11 protein-coding genes are annotated in these 13,799 nt (G+C 41.0%); 7 read left to right on the top strand and 4 right to left on the bottom strand.

Annotated features, from left to right (window positions below):
- The coding region (locus tag ACFE93_RS31210; protein ID WP_375479462.1) for a response regulator at positions 1 to 1,037 on the top strand (1,037 nt) is incomplete at its 5' end.
- A gap of 212 nt (positions 1,038 to 1,249) precedes the next feature.
- On the opposite strand, the gene ACFE93_RS31205 is transcribed toward ACFE93_RS31210, so the two are convergent.
- From ACFE93_RS31205 to ACFE93_RS31195, 3 genes are all read right to left on the bottom strand, one after another.
- Positions 1,250 to 2,896 carry an ABC1 kinase family protein gene (locus tag ACFE93_RS31205; RefSeq protein ID WP_375479460.1) on the bottom strand — a complete coding sequence of 549 codons (1,647 nt, stop codon included), beginning with the start codon at positions 2,894 to 2,896 and terminating at the stop codon, positions 1,250 to 1,252.
- A gap of 32 nt (positions 2,897 to 2,928) precedes the next feature.
- Positions 2,929 to 3,225, bottom strand: coding sequence for a membrane protein insertion efficiency factor YidD (gene yidD / locus ACFE93_RS31200; protein WP_375479458.1), 297 nt, complete (start codon positions 3,223 to 3,225; stop codon positions 2,929 to 2,931).
- A gap of 78 nt (positions 3,226 to 3,303) precedes the next feature.
- Positions 3,304 to 4,368 carry a mannose-1-phosphate guanylyltransferase gene (locus tag ACFE93_RS31195; RefSeq protein WP_375479456.1) on the bottom strand — a complete coding sequence of 355 codons (1,065 nt, stop codon included), beginning with the start codon at positions 4,366 to 4,368 and terminating at the stop codon, positions 3,304 to 3,306.
- Positions 4,369 to 4,483: 115 nt separating this feature from the next.
- Here ACFE93_RS31195 and ACFE93_RS31190 point away from each other — a divergent pair, with 115 nt between their 5' ends.
- From ACFE93_RS31190 to ACFE93_RS31175, 4 genes are all read left to right on the top strand, one after another.
- The gene (locus ACFE93_RS31190; RefSeq protein WP_375479454.1) at positions 4,484 to 6,001 is read left to right on the top strand and encodes an LCP family protein; all 1,518 of its coding nucleotides are present in this window, start codon (positions 4,484 to 4,486) and stop codon (positions 5,999 to 6,001) included.
- A gap of 85 nt (positions 6,002 to 6,086) precedes the next feature.
- A complete protein-coding gene (locus ACFE93_RS31185; protein ID WP_375479464.1) occupies positions 6,087 to 6,593 on the top strand; it encodes a pentapeptide repeat-containing protein in 507 nt (168 codons plus the stop codon).
- Positions 6,594 to 6,776: 183 nt separating this feature from the next.
- Positions 6,777 to 7,385, top strand: a complete 609-nt coding sequence (locus ACFE93_RS31180) for a hypothetical protein (protein ID WP_375479452.1) — start codon at positions 6,777 to 6,779, stop codon at positions 7,383 to 7,385.
- On the top strand, positions 7,373 to 7,579 hold the full coding sequence (locus tag ACFE93_RS31175; protein WP_375479450.1) for a hypothetical protein: 207 nt from the start codon (positions 7,373 to 7,375) through the stop codon (positions 7,577 to 7,579). Before ACFE93_RS31180 ends, ACFE93_RS31175 begins: the two co-directional genes overlap by 13 nt.
- Positions 7,580 to 7,761: 182 nt before the next feature.
- Here the strand turns inward: ACFE93_RS31175 and ACFE93_RS31170 are convergent, their stop codons facing one another.
- Entirely contained in the window at positions 7,762 to 10,779 is a 3,018-nt protein-coding gene (locus tag ACFE93_RS31170; protein ID WP_375479448.1) for a GAF domain-containing protein, read from the bottom strand.
- 501 nt (positions 10,780 to 11,280) lie between these two features.
- On the opposite strand from ACFE93_RS31170, the gene murJ reads away from it, so the two are divergent.
- Both murJ and ACFE93_RS31160 read left to right on the top strand, forming a co-directional pair.
- Positions 11,281 to 12,885, top strand: a complete 1,605-nt coding sequence (gene murJ, locus ACFE93_RS31165; RefSeq protein ID WP_375479446.1) for a murein biosynthesis integral membrane protein MurJ — start codon at positions 11,281 to 11,283, stop codon at positions 12,883 to 12,885.
- A 153-nt stretch (positions 12,886 to 13,038) separates the two neighbouring features.
- Positions 13,039 to 13,551 carry an outer membrane beta-barrel protein gene (locus tag ACFE93_RS31160; RefSeq protein WP_375479444.1) on the top strand — a complete coding sequence of 171 codons (513 nt, stop codon included), beginning with the start codon at positions 13,039 to 13,041 and terminating at the stop codon, positions 13,549 to 13,551.
- Positions 13,552 to 13,799: the final 248 nt, after the last annotated feature.

Below are 13,799 nucleotides of genomic sequence, written 5' to 3'. Positions count from 1 at the left end.
CTGGGGAGCAGAGGAGAATAATTAATCCCCAATGCCCAATGCCCAATGCCCAATGCCTAACCTTCGAGGTACAAGACACTGGCCGCGGTATTGCCCTACAAGAAATTGACTTGCTATTTGAAGCTTTTGGGCAAACTGAAACCGGAAGAAAATCGCAACAGGGAACAGGACTAGGTTTAGCAATTAGCCGCAAATATGTGCAACTAATGGGAGGAAATATTAGCGTCACTAGTACTATTGGCGAGGGAAGTAAATTTGCTTTTGATATTCAAATTGGTCTAGCCGCAGCCAGTGAAATCCAGATCCAACAAACTAGACGCCAAGTCATTAGTTTAGCGCCGGCTCAAAGCGAATACCGTATTTTAGTGGTTGATGACTCCACAGACAGCCGTTTAGTACTAATGAAAATTCTCACATCCATCGGTTTTGCAGTCCAGGAAGCAATAAATGGCATCGAAGCGATCGCAATTTGGCAGACATGGCAACCACATCTAATTTTAATGGATATACGGATGCCAATTATGGATGGCTACGAAGCCACAAAAGTTATTAAAACTAGAGAAGACTCAATCCAAAATACCGAATCCCAAACCCCCAATTGGAAGACAATTATTATTGCCTTAACTGCTCATGCTTTTGAGGAACAACGAGAGGCAATAATCAAAGCGGGTTGCGATGATTATATTAACAAGCCTTTCCGCGAGGAAGTATTACTAGAAAAGTTAAGCAAATATTTGGGAGTTCAATATATTTATCAACAAGAAAGCTATCAGCTAACAAACCTAAAGCAACAAAGACCAAAATCAATATTAACGCTTACGGATTTAGTGAATCTATTATCTGAAATGTCACCTGAATGGGTGAAACAGGTATACACTGCCGCAGCTCAATGTAGTGATGACCTGATTTTAGAATTGATTGAACAAATCCCTTCGGAACATGCTGTATTGCAAAATTTTATTAAGAATTTAGCTCATGATTTTCAGTTTGAGAAAATTATGGAATTGACGAGTATTGCAGGAGTATTATCCAATTAATAAAAATTGTGGCAAAAGCGACAATGCAAACCTATGTTGAAGTATAAAATTGTACGCTAAAGACGCTATAAATCGCAGTCTCTACGAAAGACTGATTATTGTAGAGACGGCGATTCATCGCGTCTTTTGCCTTAACCGAACAGTATTGGGAGTCATTCAATTTTAAATTTTAGATTTTTCCTTCAATTCAAAGTCCAAAATTCAAAATGATTTTACCGTAAACGTCCCGATCGCAATGTACTAATAATTAACCACAAACCCAATAAACTAGCGACGGCAAACAGGGTGGTGCTTAAAAAAGATAGCTGAGTTGTCTGCGCTCTGGTGGAAATAATTGCCGCACCCATAATCAACGAACCCACTAAAATACTAAAAGATAGTCGGTTCGCTGCATCGTCCATAGTGCGCCGCACACCATCTAACCCCCGCAGTGAGAGATTCCACTGTAAGGTTTCTGAAGTAACACGGTCTAATAATAGTTCAATTTGGCGGGGAGATTGCAGAGAGAGACTTTTAATATCTAAGGCTGTCCGTAATAGCGATCGCACTGGATTATCGCCCAGCAATTGCCGACGAAACAAGTCTGTAATTAATGGTTTGATTTCATCAAAAAAATTAAGCTCTGGGTTGAATGTCCGCGCTACCCCTTCTAAATTCGCTAGGGTTTTGGCATACAAACCCATATTACTAGGCAACCTAATTTTATTGTTGCGGGCAACTTGTAAAACTTCATAAATTATCTGACTGAAGTTGATTTGCGTAAGGCTGACATTATGATACTTACGTAACATGCGATCGTAATCATTTTCTAACCGCGACAAAATTACTGGCTGACCAGAATCTGATAGCTGTAAAGTTAACTGAGCGCACCTTTGAGCATCTAAATCAACGATCGCTAACAACATTTCTGTTAATATCTGCTGTGTACGGGGATCGAGTCTTCCCACCATGCCACAATCTAAAAGGGCAACACGACCATCTTTGAGATAAAACAAGTTTCCTGGATGGGGATCAGCGTGAAAAAAGCCATCAATATATAGTTGCTGGAAAAATACCCGAAATAACAAAGTAGTTATTTCTTTACGCTTTTCGGCAGGATCTTTAACGTTGGGGTCGTTATCCAAATCCGCCGCCAAGAACGGTACCCCATCCAGCCATTCCATTACCAGTAATTTTGGTGTGGTCAATTCCCAGTTAATTTCCGCAACCACTATTTGTGTAGGATCGTACCAACGACTTTTAGATAAGTTGCGCCGCAGTTGGTCTGTAAAACCCGCTTCCCTTGTAAAATCTAACTCGGCTTCTAAAGCTTTGGTAAATTCTTCGGCGATGGATTTGATCTCATAGGTTTGCCCAAAATCAGTTCGCGCCACTAAATCGGCAATACCTTGAATTAAAGCAATATCTTGGGCAATGGTCAGATCAATTCCCGGACGTTGCACTTTCAGAGCGACTTCTCGACCGTCTGCTAGTGTAGCTCGATGTGTCTGAGCAATCGATCCGGCTGCGACTGGGATCGGGTTAACTGTACTAAAGGTTTCTGCTAGTGAAAGTTTTAATTCTTTACGAAGGATTATTTCTATTTCTGACCAAGGAACTGGCGGTACTTCATCTTGTAGAGTTGACAATTCCTCAATGTAGGAGGCGCTCAGTAAGTCAGGGCGGGTAGACATTAACTGACCAAGTTTGACGTAAACTGGCCCCAAGTCTACCAGGATATTTTTTAAAACCGCAGGTGTTGGAAGTTGAGGTTCATCAGCTTTGCCACCAGTAAGTAACCTTCGCATATAGTCCCAGCCATTACGAAGGAAGACTTCAAGGATTTCTCGTTGACGGGGAACAGTTTGGGTGAGGAACATTTTTGTAAAATAACTGCAAAGATACAGAGGAGTTAAAGAGGTAGGCAGCAGGGGATGACAATACAACCAAAATCGGCTCTAGTTTTAATGCTTGTTAAAGTTTTGCTAGCTACCGCACATTCTTGAAATCTTTTTAAGGATGATTGTACGGCTTGGTGGAGCTTTTGTTCGTTCAGCATTCGTTTGACGTAATTAGAGCAGGAATCCCCGCCGTGTAATAAGCGATGGGAACAAGAAAATCCTTTGGACGGAGAAATATATTTTTGATAGGCAGTAATAGAATCGATTGCCATTGTCTTGGCGAGAGGCTCAAAGCTAATAATGTCCATAGCTGTCAGATAAAATAACAGACAGTCAAGTTATAATGGAAAAACAGACTTTTTCGCCTCTGCCAAGGGTTCTAACTTTTATAACAGGTCAGTAAATCGGGAATCACTTTGGAGAATTTTAAGGATCTGCTTGATTTCCTGAGTACGTTCTTTTTTGACAACGAGGGTGACATTGCGATCGCGCACAATCACCACATCTTCTAAACCAATAGTAACAACTACATCCTCTGGATTTGAGGCGTAAATAATCGCCCCTTGCGTATCTAAACTTACGTGAGTAGCGAGTTCCACGTTTGGAGTCTCTTTTGTCTTCAGTAAACGTTCGATCGCATTCCAATCTCCTAAATCATCCCAACCAAAATCAACTGGCAAAACGTATGCTAGAGTGGTCTTTTCCATTAATGCATAGTCTATACTCTTCTTAGGCAACTGAGGATAGATATTAGGGCCATGTTGTTCTAAAGGTTCGATAATTTCTGGAGCATGGGTATGTAGTTCCTTGAGAACAACCCCCGCCCGAAAAACGAACATTCCACTATTCCAGCTAAAACGTCCCGTAGATAAAAAAGTCTCTGCCGTTTCCCGGTCGGGCTTTTCAGTAAAGCGGTTCACGTGATAAGCTGGCAACTCATTAAAGCTACCTATTTTTTCACCTTGTTCAATGTAGCCGTAACCTGTTGATGGAAAAGTCGGCTTGATCCCCAGTGTAACGATCGCTGCTGTGCTTGTTGCCAGTTGCGTTGCTGCATTTAATGTGTGTGCAAACGCCTCTTGGTCAGCAATCCAGTGGTCAGCAGGGAAAAAGCCAATCACAGCGTCTTCTCCATAGCGCTGTTTGATTTCTAAACTTGTCCAAGCAACGGCTGCGGCAGTGTCTCTTCCTTCCGATTCAATCAGCAAGTTTTCAACTGGTAAATCGGGTAACTGTTGTCTTACGCCTTCAGCTATCTGACTAGAAGTTATGACCCACAAGGAATCCCAACTGCCACCGAGTTCAATCAATCGATCGGCGGTTGCTTGTAATAGACTTCTAGAGCTACCATCAAGACTTAAAAATTGCTTGGGTCGGTCTTTGCGGCTTAGGGGCCAAAAACGTTCACCTTTACCACCAGCTAGGATTACGGGGAACAATAAAGTATTCATGTTGTCATACACGCCTACCGAAGAACATTACAAGTTTACAGTGAGCTTTTCCACTGGCAATATTTGTAGCTTGGATTAACATACTTTTAGGGAGTGGTTGAGTGGGGAGATAATTGTGATAAAACAAGTCGAATGGTCGGAAAATCCGGTTACGTCTCAACAAGTAGTATTTGAAAGTGACGTGCGATCGTCGCAACTTCAACGGACAGAAAATCAAGTAACGCCAGCACCAGTAGCCGACTCTGAGGAGGAGGTTAAACTAAACCAGCCAGCGAATCCGAACCACCGTAGCGTCGTCGAATCTGTGGGCGCAATTCCCAATCAGCTTTCTGAGAGACTGGGCTTAACCATGCCTCGATGGCTGTTATGGTTTATGACGGTTGTCATTGGCATCATATTATCTGGACTGCTGGTGTCAACGTTAGCGCTGTGGACTCCTTTATGGAGCAATCTAGATCGAACAGATGACGATTTAGGAACTGCTGCTAAAGACGAAGTAAAAATCCCATTACCAGGGGAGTTATGGAGCAAGCTCTCCCAGTACAAGCTTTCACGACCGATGAATATTTTAATCATGGGGATTGAACCAGTCAGCGGTACTGTTGATGGCTCACCAGAAAGCTTTGCAGGGAAAAGCGACTCCATGCTACTGGTACGACTTAACCCTAGTGAAAAATCTGTACGGGTACTTTCCATTCCCAGAGATACAATGATCGCCATCCCCGAAAAGGGAGAAAAGGGATTAACTAAGGTATCTGATGCCAATGCCAAAGGCGGCCCAGTCTTGGCAGCACGGGTAGTTAGCCGTACTTTAAACAACGCCCCAATCGATCGCTACATCCGCATTTCTACTAGCGGCTTACGGCAGTTAGTCGATCAGTTAGGCGGAGTAGAAGTCTTTGTTCCCCAATCAATGGAATATAAAGACTCCAGTAGTCGGCTGTCGATTAATTTAGTCAGTGGCTGGCAAACCCTCAACGGCGAACAAGCAGAACAGTTTGCCCGATTCCGCGAACCAGGTTTAGGAGATTTGCCGAGAGTCCAACGTCAGCAAGCACTTGTAGCAGCTTTGCTGCAACGCTTAAATAGTCCCACCGTCTTACCCAGGTTGCCTCAATTAACTCGCTTGATGCGAAAATATTTTGATACCAACCTGAAGATGGAAGAAATGATGGCGTTGGTCAATTTCGGTCTTAACCTAGATCGAGATAATTTCCAAATGACCGTGTTGCCTGGTACCTTTAGCCGTTTTAGCAAAGACCCTGATAGCTATTGGCTGAATATGACTGGACAACAGAGCCTGTTGAATGATTATGTTGGGGTAAATGTACCTGGTCTAAAGCCAGATATGCGTCAGGTTCCTAACCTCAAAATTGCTATTCAAAATGCTTCAAATCAACCTCAGCTAACTGAAAAAGTTATTGCTTATCTGAAACAGAAAGGCTTTAATAATATTTACAAAGTGCCTGATTGGCCAGATACCCAACGTCAAACTCAGATTATTGTCCAAAAAGGCAACCGACGAGTTGGAGTTGATTTGCAAAAAGTCTTAGGCTTGGGTCAAATCGAGGTGTCTGCCATTGGTGATTTAGAATCCGATCTGACAATCCGCATTGGTAAAGATTGGAAATAGCTAAGAGTCATTAGTCATTAGTCATTAGTCATTGCTTAAATGACAAAGGACTAATGACAAAGGACTATTGACAAATAATAAAGTTATGAAAAAGATTTTACTGCGCTTTTTGGGTTTGATTGTGATTTTACTACTAGCATTTGGGTGGATAATACTTAATCCTAAACCGGCTTTTGCTCAGATAAACACCATTAATTACAACAATATAAATTTAGAAAATCGTGACTTCTCTCATGCTGATTTAGTAGGTGTGACTTTTGTCGCAGCAGAAATGCGGGGGACAAATTTTCAAGCAGCAAATTTAACCAACGCAATTCTGACTAAAGGAGTTTTATTAAAGGCAAATTTGGAAGATGCGAACTTGAGCGGCGCTTTAGTTGATCGCGCGACTATGGATGGTGCTAACCTGAAAAATGCCATTTTTACAGAAGCCACTTTGACCCGCAGCCGTTTTTATAATGCTGATGTCACTGGTGCTGATTTTACCGATGCTTTAATTGACCGCTATCAAGTATCGCTGCTGTGTGAAAGAGCCAATGGCGTAAATCCAGTTACGAGTGTGTCAACGCGAGATAGTTTGGGTTGTAAGTAAAGAATCTTTGCGTTGAGCTTCAAAACAGAGACATTTTACTCAAAAAATGGAAAACAAAGCTTTTTATTAAACTATGTATTATTAATTACAAATTTGATTTTATTTTGGTATTTGCTCAGAGGTAAAAATATAAAAATTCATGAGCAAACATAAAATAAAGTTAACTTTACTATTTAACCCAAGTTGCTTCGATTTATTGGGTTATTTTTTGGACAAGTAGAGATAATTTACTTATATACTATTTTCATAATTATACCTGTCACACAACTTAATTGTGAGCGTATTCCGCAAAATTTAGAAGCTTCAAGTATTGAGCAAAAGTCATCAACAATTATATGTCAACTGATAGAATTTGATTTTTTGGGTTATCAGAAAAGCCAAAAACAAATTTATGGATTAATTGGAACTCGTTTAGAAAAACAAACTAATACTGATAAAGATGGAAAAATCGTATATAAATACCGAGTTCAATTATTAACTAATAAAGAAAGTGTTCCGTTTACACGAGTTGCTTACAGTGATTATTATTACGAAGAAGCACATTCTATAATATCATCAATTAATATTTTTTTTGCACAACCTTTAGAAACAAGTTTACTAGTTAAGCAAGATGATACCTCCAAAGGTTATGGCGCAATTGGCATAACCATATTTTGGTTTTTATTAACTTTACTAATAATAGCGGTAGGTTCATTTATCAACTGTAATTTTGATAAAGAATCAAATAGTTTAACTCTCAGCCGATATAGATGGTTTGGAAAATTAGGAAAAGCAGTTTTTTGTACTCGTTGAATGAAATTGTTGATATTAAAGTTGAAAGTTCTGATTCTAGCGAAGGTGGCTTTGTTTATCGAGTTACCTTAATTTTAGCATCTGGTGAAACCGTACCTTTGAGTGGGTGCTATAGTTCTGGGTTTGAAGAGAAACAAGAAATAGTTAAGACGAGCAAAAGTTTCTCGCTTCAAATTAGTAGCTGTTTATACTAAGTCTGCTACTTTCTCAACATCAACTCTGCGATCGCATCCCAAAAAACGCCCTAAACTATAAATAAATTATATTGATTCAGGCGTTGGTGGATTAGTCTAATGGCACAACGCAATGGAGGAAACCTCTACTTATCTTGGTTCCCCTTTAATATTGACTGAGAATTGTCAAAAATTAGTCGCCTCTAATTACCAGTTGGAATTTCAATTAAAAATTCTGTTCCTTCTCCTGATTTAGAAGAACATTTCATCTGACCATGATGTTTTTCAACCACTATTTGATGGCTAATAGACAATCCTAACCCCGTACCTTTACCTGGTGCTTTGGTAGTGAAGAAGGGATCAAATATATGCGATCGCACTTCTTCTGGAATCCCAAGACCATTATCAGCTATTCTAATTACAATCTGGTTATGAATGACTTGCGTATTAATCCAGATAGTTAAGGGTATTCTCGGACACGTTTGTAATAATTTCAAATACCTTTGCTGTATAGTGTTAAACTTTTCCTCTAATGCATCAATACTGTTACTTAAAAGATTCATAAACACTTGATTTAATTGTGCGGGATAGCATTCGAGCAAAGGTAAACTATCATATTGTTTAACAATCTCAATAGCTGGGCAATCATTATTGTTTTTAAGGCGATGCCCTAAAATTAGTAAAGTACTATCCAAGCCTTCATGAATATCTACTGGCTTCAATTCAGCCTCATCTGTACGAGAAAAGTTTCGCAGTGATAGCACAATATCACAAATCCGCTCTGTTCCTACTTTCATTGACTCAAGAGTTTTGGGTAAATCTTCAATGAGAAAGTCCAAATCACTCTTGTCGATTTGCTCTTGGACAGTTGGCAAGATTGAGGAGTTTTGACGGTAAAGTTTCACTACCTTTAGTAGTTCTTCAGTATATTCATTTAAATGGATAAGATTGCCAAAAATAAAACTGATAGGATTGTTGATTTCATGGGCAACTCCAGCAAGTAGTTGTCCTAATCCTGCCATTTTTTCACCCTGAATTAACCTGGTTTGAGTTTGTTTTAATTCTTGGAGAGTTTGAGTAAGTTCTAAGGTTTGACGTTTAGTTTGCTCGAGTAATTCTGCTTGCTGAATCGCAATTCCTAATTGCACCCCAACTTGAGCCAGTAAATTGATTTCTTCCTCTTTCCAATAACGCGGTTGCGAATTTTGATAAGCAACTAATAATCCCCATAATTTTTCACCTTCCCGAATTGGAACAAAGGTTTCGTTACGCGGAAGTTCGTTATCGTCGTCTGTGTCCTCAAAAGTTTCTATAATCATTGGTTGGGTTTGTGCAACTGGTTTCCAACCATCTTTAAAGGAATCTGCGACAAATTTACCGCTCCAATCTGGGTTGAAGCGGTAAATTGCAACTCGCTCGACTTCGAGTAACTCTCGCACAGCATGAGTAGTGGTTCTAAAAATAGTTTTAATATCAAGTGACTGACGGATTTTATCAATCGTTGCAGCTAGCAGTTCTTGCCGTTCCATTGCTTTTTCGCGTTCAGTGGCTTCTGCTAACTGGATAACCTGCATTTGAACTTGTTTTAAATAAGAATCCTGTTTTAATGCGACTCCTAATTGTTCGGCTATTTGACTAGTAAATTCAATTTCAGAGGGTTGCCAATAACGAGGAGCGGTGCATTGGTGAATACATAGCAATCCCCAAAGTTCACCTTTTTTCAATAGAGGTGCGACCATATTTGCCCGCACTTGAAATTTTTCTAGAATTTGGACGTAGCAACCGGGGAACTTTCCTTGATAAATGTCAGCGATCGCATTTACTCGACCTTGGGCGTAAAGGTATGCAAAGTGTTCCCCGAAGCAATGGTCATAAACTTTTTCTGCCATTACCGAGTTACACTCAGGCACAAAATCCTCAGAAATAAATTCTCCTTCCCAATCTTTTTGCGGGTCAAAACGAAAGACTGCCACTCGGTCTGCTTGCAGCATTTGCCGGGCCTCGGTGACAGTAGTCTGGAAGATTGTATCTAAATCTAGAGACTCCCGAATTCGAGTAATTACACTAGTTAATGTCTTTTGTTGCTCTGCTTGGTACTGAGCGTATGCCAGCAATTTATGGTGTCGCACTGCTACACCAATTTGTGTACCGATTTTGCTCAGTGATTCGACTTCATAAGATCGCCACTCTCTAGGTGAAGCATTTTGGTAGGCAGCAATGACTCCCCAAAGTTTGTCTCCTTGGAGAATGGGGGCAGTTGCAAAGGCTTTTGCCTGGAATTGCTCTAACAGGGTTACATGACAGTTTGTTAATCCGGCTTGATAAATATCATTGACTGTAAATGTCTGGTTGTTAACGTAACGTCCACCTTGTGTCTGTTGTAAATAAGTATCAGTGATCGCAGGCTCAACGCTAACTAAAGGAGTCCAGCCTTCTGCAAATGATTCAGCTACAAAGTTACCACTCCAATCGGGATTGAAGCTAAAGATAGCAACTCGATCGGCTTGCAGCAGCTTACGTATTTCTTGAGTTGTGATTTTAAAGATGGTTTCAATATCAAGGGGTGAGCGAATTTCATCAACAATTTTAGCTATTACTTGGTCGCGCTGAACTGCTTGAGCTAATTTTGCAGCTTGCAATTTGACTTCATGGAGATGCTTTGCTTGTTGAATCGCAACAGCAAGATGGTCGGCAATTTGACGAATAAACTCAATTTCCGATTCTTTCCAATTACGAGCCTCACTGCACTGATGAATGCAAAGCAATCCCCACAGTTCCTGCTTCCGCGATAGAGGGACAACAAGATTAGCCTGTACCTGAAATTTACTCAAAATTTCCAGATGACAATCACTCAGTCCCGCCTTGTAAATATCTGCTACTGCTTGCACTCGACCTTGTTGATAATTGGCAGCAAATTGTTCTCCAAAGCCGCGATCGTAAACTTTTACTGCCATTGCTGAGTCCCAGCCAATTGCAACATCTTCACAAACAAATTCTCCCTCCCAGTTTTGTTCGCGGTCGAACTGGAAGACTGCCACCCGGTCAGCATTTAGCAACTGACGCACTTGTGTAACAGTAGTTTGAAAAATTGTTTCTAAGTCAAGAGACTCACGAATTCGGACAATAACACTTGCTAGAGCTTTTTGTTGCTCTAGTTGCTCTTGAAGTTGAGCGCTGGACAAAAGAAGTTGATTTTCTGTGAAATTTGAATTGGGTTCCATTGCTCTGGATTATCTCGTTTTTATACAAGGGTTCCTCACACCAAAGTTCATGGGGTTAAGAAGTGTCACAAATATGACAAACTGCAAAGTTTTACAGTCTTCAACTGGCCGCGTCCAGAATTTACCAATTTCAGATGGATGGCAATTTGTTGGAAATGGGCGCTCTGGGACTGTGTACTGGGTACCAGGGAAGAAAATATGAGTAAAATTTGTTTGGGATTCCAATCCCCATTCAAATCTCGCCTGATACCCAGTCCCTAGTCTCCAATCCCCAATCCCTAGTTCAACTATCTCCCAGAAGATGGTTATTGTTATAGTTCCCCTTTATCGATCTATCCTTGTAATGGATTAAAAAATAATTTTGGCTTGTACACAACAGAGGAGATGACTAAGTACAGCCCACTATAAAAAAGGTTTTGTCAAAATTTACCTGACAGACTGCGGAATTTCAGGTTAAATGTTTTAAAGTATGCACTCTGCAAGAGTTGTCGGGTATTATTCGTGACACAACAAGACCAAAAACCCTCTCGTTCTTTCGCTGGAATTGCTGGCATTGTTGCCGCAGCCACATTAATTAGTAAAGTCTTCGGTTTAGTGCGGCAGCAAGCGATCGCTGCCGCGTTTGGTGTTGGTGCTGCTGCCACCGCCTATAGTTATGCCTATATTATCCCTGGCTTTCTATTGATCTTACTCGGTGGTGTAAATGGGCCATTACACAGTGCGCTCGTCAGCGTTTTAGCCAAGCGGCGGCGAGAAGAAGCGGCTCCCTTAGTGGAAACCGTGACAACGCTGGTAGCTGGAGTGCTGTTGCTGGTGACATTTGCTCAAGTTCTATTTGCGGATGCGATCGTTGATTTAGTCGGTCATGGTTTGGAAGAAACAACCAGAGCGATCGCCATTCAACAACTCCGCATTATGGCACCGATGGCTTTATTTGCCGGTTTAATTGGCATTGGCTTTGGTACTCTCAATACAGCCAATCAATATTGGTTACTCTCTATTAGCCCTTTATTATCCAGTATTACCGTTGTTGGCGGTCTTGCTATCTTAGCGATGCAACTGGGCAAAGACATTATTAAGCCGGAGTATGCTTTAATCGGGGGAATGGTATTAGCTTGGGGAACCTTAGCAGGAGCAATTCTCCAGTGGTTAGTGCAACTAATTGTCCAGTGGCGGTTAGGTTTAGGCACATTACGCCTGCGGTTTGATTTTAAATCTCCTGGCGTTCAAGAAGTAATTAAAATCATGACTCCGGCAACAATTTCCTCTGGAATGATGCCAATTAATGTTGCCACTGACCTTTATTTTGCTAGTCCTATCCCTGGTGCAGCAGCCGGATTTAACTATGCTAATTTATTAGTCCAAACTCCCTTGGGGATTATTTCTAATATCATTTTACTGCCTCTGTTACCAATATTTGCCAAACTATCTAGCCCCGAAAATTGGCAGGACTTAAAATTACGGATTCGCCAAGGACTGCTACTTACTGCTTTCACCATGCTACCGCTAGGGGCGTTGATGGTGTCGTTATCTGTACCCATTGTGCAGGTAGTATATGAGCGCGGTGCTTTCAAGCCAGAAGCCACACAGCTAGTTTCGTCCTTGCTAGTAGCTTATGGAATTGGGATGTTTGTCTATTTAGGGCGTGATGTTTTGGTGCGGGTATTCTATGCTTTAGGCGATGGACAAACCCCATTTCGCATCAGTATTTTTAACATCTTGCTCAATATTTTATTAGATTGGTTTTTCGTTAAACCTTTTGGCGCTCCCGGTTTGGTATTAGCAACAGTGGGTGTAAATTGTAGCTCAATGTTAATGCTGTTATGGTTGCTCGATCGCAAACTCAATGGTTTACCTTGGCGCGAGTGGAGTTTGCCGATTTTGGGTTTGGCTGGTAGTAGCGTAGTTGCTGGAGTAGCAAGCTATGGGACTTTGGTTGGTTCTCAGCAGTTGTTAGGTAAAACGGGTTTACTGATTCTGGTGTTGCAATTGTGTGTATCTGGCTTCGTAGGGATTGTGGTGTTTGCGGCGATCGCTTCCTGGCTGAAAATACCAGAGGTAAATATTTTTATATCTCGTCTACGTCAGCGCTTTTTGAAGAAATAACTGTTATCTAAATATTTCACTTGTTACACCCAGATGGGTGAGAAAGAATTCAGCCACTTGGGTGAACCAGATGCGTGAGGTCACATTTTGTAAAAAAAGAGATTCTAGTACTAGAGAATATTGATTTTACCTAACTCTAGTGAGAATAATTCTATGAAACTTACAAAATTAGCTGCCTCTTTCCTTGCTGTTGCTTCCATTATCCTCTCAGCCGGCGTTGCATCTGCTCAAACAGCAGGTACTAACGGTAACTACATCGGTGCTGGTGTTGCTGTTGGTGCAACCAGTGGCGGACAAGGAAACGATGAAGCACAAATTGGTGGTAATATTCAAGGACGATACGCCGTTCCCAATGCCCCTGTTTCGCTGCGGGGTTCTGTGCTGTATGGTGGTGATGCTGCTGCAATTATGCCCATAGTGACTTATGATGCACCCATCGCCAAAAATACTAACGTTTACTTCGGTGGTGGTTATTCCTTTGTAACTGACGAAGGTCAAAAAACTCCATTGGGCAATCGGAATTCACCTGTAGTCACCCTTGGAATTGAATCAGAAGTTAGGAAAAATGTCATTGCCTACGGCGATACTAAATGGGGTATTGACGCCTACAGAAATAGTGATGCTGATGCTATCAGCTTCCAAGCCGGATTAGGCTATCGCTTCTAGTAATTACAAGTTAGAAAACGGCCTATTCAGAAGCGAAAGCAATAACGTTTACTAGCTGTAATAGAATTCATTTATTCATACCTGAGTATTCTATTCAGGTATGAATAATTTTTATTGATGATTTTGATAAAAAATGATATTAGCTAGTATTGATACTTTCTTTTAAAGTGAAATGAGTAATTGGAAATAGACGTATATAGCGTTTCTTAGTCTGGTGAAGTACAGTAACAAGAATGGGTAAACCAGTT

This window comes from uncultured Nostoc sp. (genome assembly GCF_964247315.1).
Taxonomy (GTDB): domain Bacteria; phylum Cyanobacteriota; class Cyanobacteriia; order Cyanobacteriales; family Nostocaceae; genus Nostoc.
The sequence above is the reverse complement of the archived record's forward strand: the minus strand, read 5'-3'. Positions and strand labels throughout refer to the sequence as shown.